Source organism: Pseudoduganella sp. jia 12 (assembly GCF_055502675.1).
Map to the genome: position 1 here is coordinate 66,844 of NZ_JBUXKP010000005.1, position 13,847 is coordinate 80,690.

Below are 13,847 nucleotides of genomic sequence, written 5' to 3' on the forward strand. Positions count from 1 at the left end.
GGCCCACCGTGCGGCGCGTCCCACGGGCAGGCCCTTATAATCGTGGTTGTCCGAACAAGATGGATCGACCGCCATGAGCTCCAAATTCCACTTCCATACCCCGCTCGACCGTTTCATCTGCAGCACCGACAAGGCCTTGCGCGTGCTGGCCGGCGTATCGTCCGCATCGCGCCCCACGCCGGCCGCGCATGTGGACGACGCCACGCTGACGGACGAGGAACGCAAGCACAGCGCCGGCCTGATCCGCGTCGACCACGTGGGCGAAGTGATGGCGCAGGCGCTGTACAACTCGCAGGCCCGCTTCGCCAAGAGCGATACGCTGCGCGAGAAATTCGAGGAAGCGAGCCGCGAGGAAGAAGATCACCTGGCCTGGACGGCGCAGCGCCTGAAGGAACTCAATTCGCAGACCAGCGTGCTGGCGCCGCTGTTCTACGCGGGTGCCTATGCGCTGGGCACCGTCGCCGCGAAGATGGGCGACCCGCACAGCCTCGGCTTCGTGGTCGAAACCGAGCGCCAGGTCGAGAAGCACCTGGAAAGCCACCTGGAAAGCCTGCCGGCCAGCGATGGCAAGTCGCGCGCGATCGTCGAACAGATGCGCCTCGACGAGATCGCCCACGGCAAGGCCGCGCAGGAAATGGGCGCCGCGCAAACGCCGCTGCCCGTGCGGATGGCGATGACGGCCATGTCGAAGCTGATGACGGGGACCACGTACCACATCTGATATTTGTTGCCGCAGGCTAACATGCGCTATGTCGCTCGCGTGCCGTCGTATAGTGATCAAAATGATCACAAGGAAATATCATGAAATGGGAAGGCAACCGGGAGAGCGATAACGTGGAGGACCGCCGCGGCGGCGGCGGCGGGGGTGGCGGTGGCTTCGGTTTCGGCGGCGGCTCGCTGTCGATCGGCGGCGTCGTCATCGCGCTCATCCTCTCCTTTGTATTCGGCATCAATCCGCTCACCCTGCTGGGGATGGGCGGGATGGACGGCGGCACGCCGCAGCAGGCTGCCGGGCCGCAGGCAACGGCCAACGATACGGAAACCCGCTTCATGAAGACGGTGCTGGCCGACACCGAGGATACATGGAGTGCGCTGTTCAGCGCCCAGGGGGCGCAGTACCAGCCGCCCAAGCTGGTGCTGTTCACGGGCCGCACGTCCACCGGCTGCGGTACCGGCCAGTCGTCAACCGGGCCGTTCTACTGCCCGGCCGACCGCAAGGTATACATCGACCTCGCGTTCTACCGCCTCATGAAGGAGCGCTTCCACGTGTCCGGCGAATTCGCGCAAGCTTACGTGATCGCCCATGAAGTGGGGCACCATGTGCAGCACCTGCTGGGCGTGTCCGACCAGGTCCACCAGGCGCAGCAAAGCGCCAGCGAAACGGAAGGCAACGCGCTGTCCGTGCGGCTGGAGCTGCAGGCCGACTGCTTTGCCGGCGTGTGGGCGTTCCATGCGAACCGCTCGCGCCAGATCCTGGAGCAGGGCGACGTGGAGGCGGCGCTGTCGGCGGCCACCGCGATCGGCGACGATGCGCTGCAGCGCCAGGCGCAGGGCTACGTGGTGCCGGATTCGTTCACGCACGGCTCCTCGGCGCAGCGCACGCGCTGGTTCCGCACCGGCCTGGAGTCGGGCGACGTGGCGCAGTGCGATACGTTCAAGGCGCGGCAGCTGTAAGCCGGCTTACGCTTCGACGATCTCGAACGTGTGCGTGATCTCGGCGGTCTTGGCCAGCATGATGCTGGCCGAGCAGTACTTGTCGTGCGACAGGTTGACGGCGCGTTCGACGGCTTCCCGCTTCAGGTCCTTGCCGGTGACGACGAAGTGGAAATTAATCTTGGTGAAGACCTTCGGATCGGTATCGGCGCGCTCGGCCTGCAACGTCACGTCGCAGCCGCGCACGTCGGCGCGGCCCCGTTTCAGGATCAGCACCACGTCGTAGGCCGTGCAGCCGCCCGTGCCCAGCAAGACCATTTCCATCGGCCGCGGCGCCAGGTTGTGGCCGCCGCCTTCCGGCGCGCCATCCATTACGACCATGTGGCCCGACCCCGTCTGGGCGCGAAAACTCATGCCCGACGGGCCGTTCCAGCTGACTTTGACTTCCATTGCGATCTCCGAATGACTGTGACGATATTGACGTGCGATTGTAAAGCAGCCCGGCCGCGGCTGCCGGCGCCGCGTCATTCCCGCCTGCACACGCCCGCTCGCACGCCCGGTCCAACGCCCAGTCACACGCCCATCATGTAGCGCTCGCTCTTCATCCGCCAGGTGGTGAAGGCAATGCACAGCAGCGCCGCCAGCAGGCTGCTGCCGAACGTCAGCAGGAACGGCAGCCAGCCCACGGCCTGGCCCTTGGCCAGCTCGCGCAACAGCGTCTGGTGCGACAGCAGCGGCACCAGGTACATCCACAGCTGCGTCGTCAGGTCCAGCATGGGCACCACGATCACCGGCACCATGGGGACCATGATGGCGAAGCTGGCCGTGGTCTGCGCTTCCTTGAACGTTTTCGCATTGATCGCCAGCGCGATCTCCAGCCCGGCGGCAAACAGCGGCAGCGATACCGATACCAGGCAGACCAGCGCCAGGTCGCTCCAGGTCAGCCGCCACGACATGCCGATTTCCTCCAGCGGCAACCATTTCAGCACGCCGTGGGCCACGCACAGTTCCACCACCAGTCCGGCCAGCGCCACGGCCGATGCGGCGAACCATTTGCCGGCCACCAGGTCGATCGTGCGCGCCGGCTGCGCCAGCAGTACTTCCATCGAACGGCGTTCGCGCTCTCCGGCGGTGCTGTCCACGGCGGGGCTGAGGGCAAAGAAGAACGCCGGAATGAAGAACATGCCCAGCATCGTGCCGATCACGGAAGCCGAACGCGAGGCGCTGGTGCCAGTGTCGTAGCGTTGCACCTGGATCGGGGCCAGCGTGGCCGGCGAGACGCCGTGCGCCAGCAGCCGCGCGCCGGCGATCGTGTTGCCGTAGGCGCGCAGCACGTCCTCGATATCGCGCACCTTGCGGCCCGCGTCCGTGGCCGAGTCGTACCACAGCTCCAGCCGCGCCGGGCGCATGTCGCGGTAATCGCTGCCATAGCTGTCCGTCAGGCGCAGCACCGCCGCCGTCTTTTGCGCGCGCAGCAGGGCGGTGATGCGCTCTTCCGGCATCGGCTCCGCTTCCGTCACGTTGACGTTCCTCTGCTTCAGCTGCGCCATCAGCGTTGGTGCCTGCCGTGCACCGATCACGGTCAGTTCGATGCCTTCCTTCTCCGTCGCGGTGGCGCGGCTGATCTGCTGGGACAGGATGCCGCCCACCATCACCGGATACATCAGCACGAACAGCAGCAACAGCGAGAGCGCGCGCCGGTCGCGCAGTGTTTCGCGCAGTTCCTTCAGGAAGACGACCAGGAAGAGAGGTCTGCTGCGGGGCCTCATGCGGAAATCCCTTCATCGGTGCCGACCAGCTTCACGAAGGCATCTTCCAGGTTGTCGATGCCGGTGCGCTCGCACAGCGACTGCGGCGTGCCCTGCGCCACCGTGGCGCCCCGGGCGATCACGATCACGTCGTCGCAGGAATTGGTCACTTCCTGCATCACGTGGGTGGCCATGATCACGCAGCAGCCGTCCTCCCGCAGCGCGGCGAGTGCGCGGCGCAATGCCCGGGTGCTCATCACGTCGAGCCCCCGGCTCGGTTCGTCGAGCAGCAGGTTGCGCGGGCGGTGCAGCAGCGTGCGCGCCAGGGCCACCTTGATCCGCTGGCCCTGCGAAAAGCCTTTCGAGCGGCGCTCCAGGATGTCTTCCAGCGACAGCAGCGCCGTCACCTCGTCGATCCGTCGTTCGATCGCGCGGCGGTCCATGCCGTTCAATTCGCCGAAGTAGCGCAGGTATTCGCGGGTGGACAGCCTGTCGTACAGCCCGAACTGGTCGGTCAGGAAGCCGATGCTGCGCCGGGCCGCCAGCGGGTCGGTACCGGGATCGATGCCGTCGATGCTGATCGCGCCGCGGTCGCGCCCCATCAGGCCGACGAGCAGGCGCAGCAGCGTGGTCTTGCCGGCGCCGTTGGGGCCGAGCAGCGCCGTGACCTGGCCGTCGCGCGCGGTGAAGGTGGCGCCGGCCAGCGCCTGCACCTTGCCGAAGTGTTTTGCTACATCATGGACTTCTATCATTGCTCGCTCATGGCTTCGTTCAGGGTTGCGGGCCGGCGCTGTCCAGCTGGAACGCGGGGGCGGGTATCTCGTCCAGGCATTGCGCGGCCACGGGCTGGCCCGGCGCATCCAGGAACTCGCGCATCAGCCGCGGCACGCAGCCCAGCATGGACACGATATGGCCGCCGTTCTTCACCACCAGGTGCTGTGCGGTGTTCATCAGCTTCGCGGCAGCCTCGGCGCGGTGTGGCGGCGTGACCGGATCCTGCGTACCGGACAGCAGCAGTGCCGGCGCGGCGATCCGGGCCGGCGCGGCATGGGCGACGGGCCTGACGTTGACGGCGGGGCACAGCGCGGCCAGCTGCGTCACCAGCGGCATGCCGAGGAACGAGCCGCGCGTGTCCTCGGCCACCAGTTGCGGCGTCAGGCGCGGGAAATCCTCGGCGCACACGACGGCGAGGTACAGCGGGCCGGCCATCGCGCCATCAGCCGAAAAGTCGCTGTTCCGATTGCTCTGGGCGATGAACGGTTCCCAGCGGCCGCCATGCGCGCTGTGGATCAGGAAGGGCAGCGTGTGCGCATCGGCCTGCGAATACAGCACGCGGTGCACGGTGGCGACGAAGCGGCGCAGGCTGATGGTCACGGGGCGCAGCGCTGCCGTGCGCGGGTCGGCCATCTCGATCCGGACGGGCGCCTTGGCCAGGCCCGCGGCCAGTTCGGCGAATTCGGTACGCAATGCGGGGAAGGCGCGTGCACAGGCCGGCGCCTTTTCGCAGCGGCGGAACGTGGTCTCGAGCGCGGCTTGCGCATCGCGGCCGCCGGCGGGGATCACCTGGTCCGGCGCGGCCACGCCGTCCAGCACCATGGCGCGCACGCTGGCCGGGTACAGGCGCGCGTAATGCTGCGCGAGGCGCGTACCGTACGAGCCGCCCCACAGATTGACCTGGCCGTAGCCCAGCGCCAGCCGCACGCGTTCGATGTCGCGCGCGGCGGCGTCCGTCGTGTAGCTGCTGAAGGAAACGCCGAGAGACTCGATGCAGCGCCTGGCGTCCGCATCGACCTGTTCTTCCGTCATGGTGTCGATTTCGGGCGGCGACTTGCAGTCGAGCTTGCCCGACAGGCCGGTGCCGCGCTGGTCGACCAGCACGATGTCGCGGGTGGCCCGCACGCGGCGCATGGCGGCCTGCACGACCGGCAGGATATCGCTGCCGGCCTGGCCGGGGCCGCCCGCCAGCACGAACAGCGGGTCGGGGCGGGCCGCTTCACGGAAGGACGGGGCGATGGTGACGTGGATCGCGATCGTCTTGCCCGGCTTGCCGTAATCGAGCGGCACCCGCACGGTGACGCAGCGCAGCGCTTCCTCGGCGCCCGGAAGGTGGCAGGTGCGGCCCGCCTGCGGTGCTGGTGCGGGCGTGGCCAAGGCCAACTGGGCGGCGAACAGCAGGGGTAGAGCAAGGGTGAATCGCACTGCATGGCCCTCTCGGCAATATCGATGGGCAATACTAGCGCGGGCTTTGCATATTAAGCAACAGTTGGCAACGGTCGATCGATTGCCCTTCCGTTGCTTGACCCGGCTGCGGGATGGGCGCTATAATCGCCGGCTTTCCGTTCGCTCAGGAAAAGTCATAAGAAGGATGCGTCCGCTGTTGGCCTTGTATCGATCCTGATACGTCGTCGCTGTGCGGAACCGCCGATTTGAGCGTTTATTTTTTATCTTCATTAGGAAGTCAAACATGAAAACTTTTTCCGCTAAGGGCCATGAAGTCCAGCGCGACTGGTTCGTGATTGACGCGACGGACAAAGTCCTCGGCCGTGTTGCCAGCGAAGTGGCACGCCGACTGCGCGGCAAGCACAAGCCAGAATTTACCCCTCACGTCGACACCGGTGATTTCATCGTCGTCATCAACGCAGGCAAGCTGCGCGTGACCGGCACCAAGGCCACCGAGAAGACGTACTACCGTCACTCCGGCTACCCGGGCGGTATCTACGAAACGAACTTCCTGAAAATGCAACAGCGTTTCCCGGGCCGCGCCCTGGAAAAGGCCGTCAAAGGCATGCTGCCGAAGGGCCCGCTGGGCTACGCAATGATCAAGAAGCTGAAAGTGTACGCCGAAGGTTCGCACCCGCACGCTGCCCAGCAACCCAAAGCACTCGAATTCTAAGGAACTGACATGATCGGTAACTACAACTACGGCACCGGCCGTCGCAAGAGTGCAGTGGCTCGTGTGTTCATCAAGGTCGGCACCGGCCAGATCATCGTGAACGGCAAGCCTGCTTCCGAGTACTTCTCCCGCGAAACCGGCCTGATGGTGATCCGTCAGCCGCTGGAACTGACCGGCAACGTCGAGCGTTTCGACATCAAGGTGAACGTGCATGGCGGCGGCGAGTCCGGCCAGGCAGGCGCAGTGCGCCACGGTATCACCCGCGCACTGATCGACTACGATGCAGCCCTGAAGGGCGACCTGGCACGTGCCGGCTTCGTTACCCGTGACGCCCGTGAAGTCGAGCGTAAGAAAGTCGGCCTGCGTAAAGCACGTCGCGCAAAGCAGTTCTCGAAGCGTTAATACGTTTCCTGTTCCTGTGCAGCCCGGTTCGCCGGGCTGGCACGGGCTGCGACAAGAAGCCGCTGGTTTTCCAGCGGCTTTTTTGCTTTTCGGCCTCCTGGTGCTATCAGTAAAACATCTGTCACCATCCACTGTTAAAATCCCCGCTCACTCACTTTTTTTGCAAGGAACAAGAACATGATCAAAGTTGGCATCGTCGGCGGCACCGGCTACACCGGCGTGGAACTGCTGCGATTGTTGGCAGTCCATCCCGAAGTGCAGCTGACGGCAATCACGTCGCGCAAGGAAGATGGCCTGCCGGTGGCCGACATGTACCCGTCGCTGCGCGGCCGCGTGAACCTGGCGTTTTCGGCGCCGGACAAGGTGGACCTCACGCAGTGCGACGTCGTGTTCTTTGCCACCCCGCACGGCGTGGCGATGGCGCAGGCGCCGGAACTGCTGGCCAAGGGCGTCAAGGTGATCGACCTGGCGGCGGACTTCCGCATCAAGGACCGCGCCGTGTTCGAGAAGACCTACAAGATCGACCATACCGCGCCGGAACTGCTGGAACAGGCCGTATATGGCCTGGTCGAGCTGAACCGTGAAGAGATCAAGGGGGCGAACCTGATCGCCAACCCGGGATGCTATCCGAACACGATGCAGATCGGCTTCGCGCCGCTGCTGAAGGCCGGCGTGATCGATGCGGGCAACCTGATCGCCGACTGCAAATCCGGTGTGTCCGGCGCCGGCCGCAAGGCCGAGATCGGTATCCTGTTCTCCGAATCGAGCGACAACTTCAAGGCCTATGGCGTGGCCGGCCACCGTCACACGCCGGAAACCACGGCCCAGCTGCAGCGTCTGACCGGCGAAAAAGTGTCGCTGGTATTCACGCCGCACCTGGTGCCGATGATCCGCGGCATGCATTCCACGCTGTACGGCAAGCTGACCAAGGACATCAGCAACGAGGAACTGCAAAAGCTGTTCGAGGATGCCTATGCCGGCGAGCAGTTCATCGACGTCATGCCGTTCGGTTCGCACCCGGAAACCCGCACCACGAAAGGCTCGAACGTGCTGCGCCTGGCGGTGCATCGCCCGGACAATGGCAATACCGTGATCGTGCTGGTGGTGCAGGACAACCTGGTCAAGGGCGCGTCCGGCCAGGCCGTGCAGTGCATGAACCTGATGTTCGGCCTCGAGGAAAGCCTGGGCCTGAACACGATTGCATTGCTGCCTTGACCTTTCGCCATTGAAGTGCTGCCGCATCGCCACATCTACGTCTCATATCCTCAGGGAAATGGGGCGGGCCGGAGCAGGGCGTCGCGCAAAGGTCTATAATGGTCGCAACGATTTTTAGTAGGAGTTTCCAATGAATGCAGTAGCCGAAGCGCAAGACGTGATCCCGGTACCGATCGTCTTTTCCGACAGCGCCGCCGAGAAAGTGGCCCAGCTGATCGAAGAAGAAGGCAATCCCGACCTGAAACTGCGCGTATTCGTGCAGGGTGGCGGTTGCTCCGGTTTCCAGTACGGTTTCACGTTCGACGAAATCGTCAACGAAGACGACACCACGATGGTCAAGAACGGCGTGCAGCTGCTGATCGACTCGATGAGCTACCAGTACCTCATCGGCGCCGAGATCGACTACAAGGACGACCTGGAAGGTGCCCAGTTCGTGATCAAGAACCCGAATGCCCAGTCCACCTGCGGCTGCGGTTCCTCGTTCTCGGTCTGAGCTTTTTCAGCGTTAGCCGAAACGGCGGCCAGCGAAAGCTGGGCCGCCGTTTTTATGTTTACAACGGTGGGTGCGAATCAGGCCGCGGCCGCGGGCCGTGCATTGGCCGCCAGGCGCTCTTCCAGGCGCAGCCACAGCCGGTCGTGGTAGGGCAGTGCAATCACGTTCAGGATCGGCTCCAGTACGGCAGCCACGCCGCCGAATGCCATGGATCCGGTAGCCCAGAACATCACGCCGAACGCCACGACCATGTGGAACAGCGTCTGGCTCAGTTTTTCGGCGGCCAGCAGGGCGGTAGCGTTGGCCGTCGAGCGGGCGCGCACGCGCCGCCAGAATTTTTCATGCAGCGGCAGCAGCGCCACGTTGATGATGGGTTCGAGGATCGCCGCGAGGCCGCCGAACGCCAGTGAACCCGTCATCACGTACATCAGGGTGAACGCGATGGCCATGTGGGTGGCGACCTGGCTGGTTTTTTTCGCTGCGATGATCATGGCTGCCTCTACGTTGGATAACTGTTGAGACAGATGATAACGATTCTCGTTTAAATTTGAAAATTAATTGTGCATACCAAGCTGATTAATTTTTTCAATGGCCTTGTTGTCGATCATAGTGCAGCCCGAACGTCGTCCAGGTATCGCCATCAACACGGAGATCGACATGACTGAGCAGGTCAAGGGCCCCGCCTTATATTTTCCTTCCATAGAGAAGAAATACGGCCACCCGGTAACGCACTGGTTTGCGTTGCTGGACGAGCGCGCCGGCGGCCTGAAGCATATGGAGCTGGTGCATTGGCTGAAGAGCGAACATGGGCTCGGCCATGGGCACGCCAATGCATTGGTGGCCCATCACCAGGCGCGATCGAAATAGACCTCAGCGGGGATACAGGGCGCCCAGCACGCGTTCGCCGCGCGCGCCCGTCACCGATGGCAGGTTGCCGGCTAGGCGATCATCGAAGCGCCAGGCCAGCCAGGCCCAGCACAATGCTTCCACGTGCGATGGATCGGCACCCAGCGCGCTCGTCGTCTGTACCTTCACGCGTTCGCCCAGTTCTTCCGCCACCATGCGCAGCAGCGTGCCGTTGAAGGCGCCGCCGCCGCAGACATACAGCGCATCCGTGTCGGGGGCATGGGCACGGATGCCGTCGGCCAGGGTAACGGCCGTCAGCCGCGTCAGGGTGGCGGCCACGTCGGCCGGCGCGGCACTGGAAAAGCCGGCCAGGCGAGTGCGCAGCCAATCCAGGTGGAACAGGTCGCGGCCCGTGCTCTTCGGCGGCGGCAGCGCGAAATAAGGTTCCGACAGCAGCACGGCGAGCAGGTGCGGCAATTCGCGGCCGGAGAGCGCCCAGGCACCGTCCGCATCGTAGGGCTTGCCGAGGTGGAGGCGCGTCCATTCATCGATCAGCACATTGCCGGGGCCGGTATCGAAGCCCGTCACGTGGCCGTTTGCCTGCAGCACGCTGATGTTGCCGATGCCACCGATATTGGCCAGCACGCGTGTCTTGCCCTTTTCGCCGAACAGCGCGTGGTGCGCGGCCGGCACCAGCGGCGCGCCCTGGCCACCGGCGGCCACGTCGCGCGAACGGAAGTCCACGATCGTATCGATGCCGGCCAGTTCGGCCAGCAGCGCGCCGTTGATGCTCTGGCACGTAAAACCGAGCTCGGGGCGGTGGCGGATCGTCTGGCCATGGGCGCCGATCGCGCGCACGTCCGCCGCCTGCATGCCGGATTGATCCAGCAGCGCCGCCACGCATTGCGCGTACACCCCCGCAATGCCGTTGCCGGCCAATGCTTCACGTTCCAGTTCGTTGTCGCCGGCCGCCTGCAGTGCACGCAGTTCGTCCAGCAGCGCAGGCGGGTAGGGCACATGGTGCGCTGCCATCGTGCGGGCGGTGCCCGCCCAGAAATCGACCAGCACGCCGTCGACGCCATCGAGGCTGGTGCCCGACATCAGTCCAATAAACAAGCTCATCACATACCCGCGAAGTTGAGAGTGTGGCTATTGTGCCCGATGGACGGTAGTGTTAGCCAGCTAACGGTCGGGGCCGGAGCAGGGGCGTACACTGGTTTCACAGTGAGGGAGGAATGAAAAACGGCGCCTCTCGGGGCGCCGTCTTTCTGATGCGGATGCTGCAATTTCCGCGAATTACTTCTGTGCCAGCGTATCGGTGGAAGCCGAACCTTGCGGGCGCAGCAGTGCGAAACGGTGCTGGATTTCGCTGGAAACGGCCTTGAAACGTGCCATTTCGGCCGTGGTCAGTGGTGCCTGCGTGATCGACGCCAGCTTGGTCGGGTCCTTGGACTGGCCACCGATGCGGAACTCGTAGTGCAAGTGCGCGCCGGTCGACCAGCCGGTCGAGCCCACATAGCCGATCAGTTCGCCCTGACGCACTTTCTGGCCTTTCCTCAGGCCCGAAGCAAAGCGGCTCATGTGTGCATACGCGGTGGTGTAATTGCTCCAGTGCTTCAGCACGACCACGTTGCCATAGCCATTCTGGGTGCCTGCGAAGTCGACGACGCCGTCGCCTGCCGCACGGATCGGGGTGCCGGTCGGCGCCGCGAAATCGATCCCCTTGTGTGCTTTCCAGTTGCCGGAAATCGGGTGCACGCGCATCGAGAAGCCGGACGAGATACGGGAAAACTCCAGCGGCGATTTCAGGAAACCTTTTTTCAGCGCCTTGCCGTCCAGGCTGTAATAGCCGCCACCCTGCTTGCTGACAGGATCTTCATACCATACGGATTGATGCGTCACGCCACGGGTGGTGAACTCGCCGGCCAGGATGCGGCCGGCCTTGACGAATTCGCCATCCTGCCAGAACGTTTCGTAGACCACGTTGAAACGGTCGCCGCGCTTCACGTCGGAACGGAAGTCGATATTGTTCGAGAACATTTCCAGGATCTGTCGCGTGATGGAATCCGGCAGGCGCGCACCGTCCGCGTCGGAGTCGGTGGCCGCGAACAGGGTCGTCTTGATGTCACGCGCATGCATTTCCACGCGGCGTTCCAGCTTCACGGGCGATTCTTCCGCCACGAAGCGATCGCCCTTGCGGGAAACGGCAATGTTCTTGACCGGAACGTCCTGGCCGTCGACCACGCTGGCGCGCAGCCACAGCAGCTGGCCGTTGTCGTCCGTTTGCGCCAGGACACGCTTGCCGCTGCGCAGCTGCATGATGGCCTTGGCGGTCTTGTCCTTCTTGATGAAGGTCTCCGCTTCGCTGTCGTCGACACCGAGGCGGTGGAGCAGCGTGGCCAGCGTGTCGCCGGCACGGATGCGCTCTTCGCGCACGTATTTTTCCGTGCCGTCTTGCGCTTCAAGTGCGGTGATCTGGGAAGTGAGGTTCGGAGAGGCGAGATCTTGCGTGATCGTGGTCACCGGCATGTCGCCGGCGTCCTGGGCAAGCGGCACAACACCCGTGGCGCCGAAGGCGCACAGGGTGAGGGCCACTGCAGTCGCGCTGACGATGCGGGCCTTGCGGGTCGAACCTAGCAGATGGTACAAGCGCGAGCTTGTGAACTTATGTATAGGGTTCATGCAATCAGTTAAAATTTGCCGCTTGAACTGTTGAATTTTTGCTTTTTTGTTCTAACTTGTTGATTTATTTAGTTTTCGTTGGGCAAGATTGACGGGATCGGGCATTATAACAAACTCCTGCGCTACGCCAACATTTTGAGAAAATTTTCGGATACATGGATACAAATTCTCCGGCGCAACCTGCTGCCGCCAACGCCGCCGCTTCTGCTTCCGCCTCTTCCGCCGCTTCCGTATTGCCTCTCAGTGACAAAGTACAAGAAGCGCTCGCCATCGCCAAGAGGGGTGTCGACGAACTGCTGATCGAAAATGAATTCGCTCAGAAACTTGCGCGTTCCGAACAGAGCGGCGTGCCGCTGCGCATCAAGCTGGGCCTCGATCCGACCGCACCGGACCTGCACCTGGGCCACACCGTGGTGCTGAACAAGATGCGCCAGCTGCAGAACCTGGGCCACCAGGTGATCTTCCTGATCGGCGACTTCACGTCGATGATTGGCGACCCTTCCGGCCGTAACGCGACACGCCCGCCGCTGACGCGCGAACAGATCGAACTGAACGCCCAGACCTACTTCAAGCAGGCTTCGCTGGTGCTCGACCCGGCACGGACGGAAATCCGCTACAACTCCGAATGGTGCGACCAGCTGGGCGCGCGCGGCATGATCCAGCTGGCTTCCCGCTACACGGTGGCGCGCATGATGGAGCGCGACGATTTCGCGAAACGCTTCAAGAATGGGACACCGATCTCGGTGCACGAGTTCCTTTACCCGCTGATGCAGGGTTACGATTCCGTCGCGCTGAAGAGCGACCTGGAGCTCGGCGGCACCGACCAGAAGTTCAACCTGCTGGTCGGCCGCGAGTTGCAGAAGGACTGGGGCCAGGAACCGCAGTGCATCCTGACGATGCCGCTGCTGGAAGGCCTGGACGGCGTCGACAAGATGTCGAAGTCCAAGAACAACTACATCGGCATCACCGAGCCGGCCAACACCATGTTCGCCAAAGTGATGAGCATCTCGGACACGATGATGTGGCGCTACTACGAACTGCTGTCGTGGCGCTCGCTGGACGATGTCGCCGCACTGAAGAAAGCCATCGAGGGCGGCGCCAACCCGCGCGATGCGAAAGTGGCGATCGCCCAGGAAATCGTCGAACGCTTCCACTCGCGCCAGGCAGCCGAGGATGCGCTGGCAGACTTCGTCAACCGTTCCAAGGGCGGCATTCCGGATGACATCGCCGAGATCGCCGTGGGCGGTGCGCCGCTCGGCGTGGCCCAGCTGCTCAAGCAAACCGGGCTGTGCGCCTCGACGTCGGAGGCGATGCGCATGATCGACCAGGGCGGCGTACGCATCGACGGCACCGTCATCAGCGACAAGGCACTGAAGGCCGACGCCGGCACGTTCGTGCTGCAGGTGGGCAAGCGCAAGTTCGCGCGCATCACGCTGTCGGCATGATCGGCTTGTCATGATTGGCTTGTTACAGAGGGTGACGGCGGCGCAGGTCGTCGTCGACGGTGCCGTGGTCGGCGCCATCGATGGCGGCCTGATGGTACTGGTCTGCGCCGAGAAAGGCGATACCGAGAAAGAGGCGGAGGCGCTGTTGAACAAGCTGCTGTCCTACCGCGTTTTCTCGGACGACGCCGGCAAGATGAACCGCAGCATCACCGACGTGGCGGGCGGCCTGCTGCTGGTACCCCAGTTCACGCTGGCCGCGGACACGCGCTCCGGCACCCGTCCGTCATTTTCCCCGGCGGCCGCACCGGCGGATGGCAAGCGGCTGTTCGACCATTTCGTGCAGCAGGCCCGCGCCCGCCATGCCGTCGTGGCGACCGGGCAGTTCGGTGCCGACATGAAAGTGACGCTGACGAACGATGGTCCGGTAACCTTTTGGCTCCAGACAGGTCCAAGTAACTAACAACGAACCC

At 63.9% G+C, this 13,847-nt stretch carries 16 protein-coding genes; 9 read left to right on the plus strand and 7 right to left on the minus strand.

Features of this window, described 5'->3' with window-relative positions; all coding sequences use genetic code 11:
- Window positions 1-73 precede the first annotated feature (73 nt).
- Both coq7 and ypfJ read left to right on the plus strand, forming a co-directional pair.
- Entirely contained in the window at window positions 74-721 is a 648-nt protein-coding gene (coq7, locus tag ACY65G_RS12430; RefSeq protein WP_464997672.1) for a 2-polyprenyl-3-methyl-6-methoxy-1,4-benzoquinone monooxygenase, read from the plus strand.
- Window positions 722-801: 80 nt separating this feature from the next.
- The gene (gene ypfJ / locus ACY65G_RS12435; RefSeq protein ID WP_464997673.1) at window positions 802-1,674 is read left to right on the plus strand and encodes a KPN_02809 family neutral zinc metallopeptidase; all 873 of its coding nucleotides are present in this window, start codon (window positions 802-804) and stop codon (window positions 1,672-1,674) included.
- A gap of 6 nt (window positions 1,675-1,680) precedes the next feature.
- On the opposite strand, the gene ACY65G_RS12440 is transcribed toward ypfJ, so the two are convergent.
- The 4 genes from ACY65G_RS12440 to ACY65G_RS12455 all read right to left on the minus strand — a co-directional run bounded on the left by ACY65G_RS12440 (window position 1,681) and on the right by ACY65G_RS12455 (window position 5,600).
- A complete protein-coding gene (locus ACY65G_RS12440; RefSeq protein WP_464997674.1) occupies window positions 1,681-2,103 on the minus strand; it encodes an OsmC family protein in 423 nt (140 codons plus the stop codon).
- A 122-nt stretch (window positions 2,104-2,225) separates the two neighbouring features.
- A complete protein-coding gene (locus tag ACY65G_RS12445) occupies window positions 2,226-3,422 on the minus strand; it encodes an ABC transporter permease (protein ID WP_464997675.1) in 1,197 nt (398 codons plus the stop codon).
- On the minus strand, window positions 3,419-4,153 hold the full coding sequence (locus tag ACY65G_RS12450; protein WP_464997676.1) for an ABC transporter ATP-binding protein: 735 nt from the start codon (window positions 4,151-4,153) through the stop codon (window positions 3,419-3,421). Before ACY65G_RS12450 ends, ACY65G_RS12445 begins: the two co-directional genes overlap by 4 nt.
- Window positions 4,154-4,172: 19 nt before the next feature.
- A complete protein-coding gene (locus ACY65G_RS12455; RefSeq protein ID WP_464997677.1) occupies window positions 4,173-5,600 on the minus strand; it encodes an alpha/beta fold hydrolase in 1,428 nt (475 codons plus the stop codon).
- 265 nt (window positions 5,601-5,865) lie between these two features.
- On the opposite strand from ACY65G_RS12455, the gene rplM reads away from it, so the two are divergent.
- The 4 genes from rplM (at window position 5,866) to erpA (ending at window position 8,404) form a co-directional block, all read left to right on the plus strand.
- Window positions 5,866-6,294, plus strand: coding sequence for a 50S ribosomal protein L13 (gene rplM, locus ACY65G_RS12460; RefSeq protein WP_107140762.1), 429 nt, complete (start codon window positions 5,866-5,868; stop codon window positions 6,292-6,294).
- A gap of 9 nt (window positions 6,295-6,303) precedes the next feature.
- Complete coding sequence (gene rpsI, locus ACY65G_RS12465) at window positions 6,304-6,696, plus strand: 30S ribosomal protein S9 (RefSeq protein WP_119811272.1); 393 nt, start codon at window positions 6,304-6,306, stop codon at window positions 6,694-6,696.
- Window positions 6,697-6,873: 177 nt separating this feature from the next.
- Window positions 6,874-7,911, plus strand: a complete 1,038-nt coding sequence (gene argC, locus ACY65G_RS12470; RefSeq protein WP_464997678.1) for an N-acetyl-gamma-glutamyl-phosphate reductase — start codon at window positions 6,874-6,876, stop codon at window positions 7,909-7,911.
- A 130-nt stretch (window positions 7,912-8,041) separates the two neighbouring features.
- Complete coding sequence (gene erpA, locus ACY65G_RS12475) at window positions 8,042-8,404, plus strand: iron-sulfur cluster insertion protein ErpA (RefSeq protein WP_464997679.1); 363 nt, start codon at window positions 8,042-8,044, stop codon at window positions 8,402-8,404.
- Between the two features lie 77 nt (window positions 8,405-8,481).
- On the opposite strand, the gene ACY65G_RS12480 is transcribed toward erpA, so the two are convergent.
- The gene (locus tag ACY65G_RS12480; RefSeq protein WP_464997680.1) at window positions 8,482-8,895 is read right to left on the minus strand and encodes a DUF2061 domain-containing protein; all 414 of its coding nucleotides are present in this window, start codon (window positions 8,893-8,895) and stop codon (window positions 8,482-8,484) included.
- Window positions 8,896-9,055: 160 nt separating this feature from the next.
- On the opposite strand from ACY65G_RS12480, the gene ACY65G_RS12485 reads away from it, so the two are divergent.
- Complete coding sequence (locus ACY65G_RS12485) at window positions 9,056-9,271, plus strand: DUF4287 domain-containing protein (RefSeq protein WP_464998021.1); 216 nt, start codon at window positions 9,056-9,058, stop codon at window positions 9,269-9,271.
- Window positions 9,272-9,274: 3 nt separating this feature from the next.
- Here ACY65G_RS12485 and ACY65G_RS12490 read toward each other — a convergent pair whose 3' ends face one another.
- A complete protein-coding gene (locus ACY65G_RS12490; protein WP_464997681.1) occupies window positions 9,275-10,372 on the minus strand; it encodes an anhydro-N-acetylmuramic acid kinase in 1,098 nt (365 codons plus the stop codon).
- Window positions 10,373-10,546: 174 nt separating this feature from the next.
- A complete protein-coding gene (locus tag ACY65G_RS12495; RefSeq protein ID WP_464997682.1) occupies window positions 10,547-11,932 on the minus strand; it encodes a peptidoglycan DD-metalloendopeptidase family protein in 1,386 nt (461 codons plus the stop codon).
- 155 nt (window positions 11,933-12,087) lie between these two features.
- Between ACY65G_RS12495 and tyrS the strand changes: the two genes are divergently transcribed.
- Together tyrS and dtd are read left to right on the plus strand one after the other, a co-directional pair.
- Complete coding sequence (gene tyrS, locus ACY65G_RS12500; protein ID WP_464997683.1) at window positions 12,088-13,377, plus strand: tyrosine--tRNA ligase; 1,290 nt, start codon at window positions 12,088-12,090, stop codon at window positions 13,375-13,377.
- A 10-nt stretch (window positions 13,378-13,387) separates the two neighbouring features.
- Window positions 13,388-13,837 (plus strand): D-aminoacyl-tRNA deacylase, encoded by a 450-nt coding sequence (dtd, locus tag ACY65G_RS12505; protein ID WP_464997684.1) that lies wholly within the window; start codon window positions 13,388-13,390, stop codon window positions 13,835-13,837.
- Window positions 13,838-13,847 lie beyond the last annotated feature (10 nt).

Coding starts and splice junctions, on each gene's coding strand:
- coq7 (WP_464997672.1), top strand. CDS start 74: ATGAGCTCCAAATTCCACTTCCATACCCCGCTCGACCGTTTCATCTGC.
- ypfJ (WP_464997673.1), top strand. CDS start 802: ATGAAATGGGAAGGCAACCGGGAGAGCGATAACGTGGAGGACCGCCGC.
- ACY65G_RS12440 (WP_464997674.1), bottom strand. CDS start 2,103: ATGGAAGTCAAAGTCAGCTGGAACGGCCCGTCGGGCATGAGTTTTCGC.
- ACY65G_RS12445 (WP_464997675.1), bottom strand. CDS start 3,422: ATGAGGCCCCGCAGCAGACCTCTCTTCCTGGTCGTCTTCCTGAAGGAA.
- ACY65G_RS12450 (WP_464997676.1), bottom strand. CDS start 4,153: ATGATAGAAGTCCATGATGTAGCAAAACACTTCGGCAAGGTGCAGGCG.
- rplM (WP_107140762.1), top strand. CDS start 5,866: ATGAAAACTTTTTCCGCTAAGGGCCATGAAGTCCAGCGCGACTGGTTC.
- rpsI (WP_119811272.1), top strand. CDS start 6,304: ATGATCGGTAACTACAACTACGGCACCGGCCGTCGCAAGAGTGCAGTG.
- argC (WP_464997678.1), top strand. CDS start 6,874: ATGATCAAAGTTGGCATCGTCGGCGGCACCGGCTACACCGGCGTGGAA.
- erpA (WP_464997679.1), top strand. CDS start 8,042: ATGAATGCAGTAGCCGAAGCGCAAGACGTGATCCCGGTACCGATCGTC.
- ACY65G_RS12480 (WP_464997680.1), bottom strand. CDS start 8,895: ATGATCATCGCAGCGAAAAAAACCAGCCAGGTCGCCACCCACATGGCC.
- ACY65G_RS12490 (WP_464997681.1), bottom strand. CDS start 10,372: ATGAGCTTGTTTATTGGACTGATGTCGGGCACCAGCCTCGATGGCGTC.
- ACY65G_RS12495 (WP_464997682.1), bottom strand. CDS start 11,932: ATGAACCCTATACATAAGTTCACAAGCTCGCGCTTGTACCATCTGCTA.
- tyrS (WP_464997683.1), top strand. CDS start 12,088: ATGGATACAAATTCTCCGGCGCAACCTGCTGCCGCCAACGCCGCCGCT.
- dtd (WP_464997684.1), top strand. CDS start 13,388: ATGATTGGCTTGTTACAGAGGGTGACGGCGGCGCAGGTCGTCGTCGAC.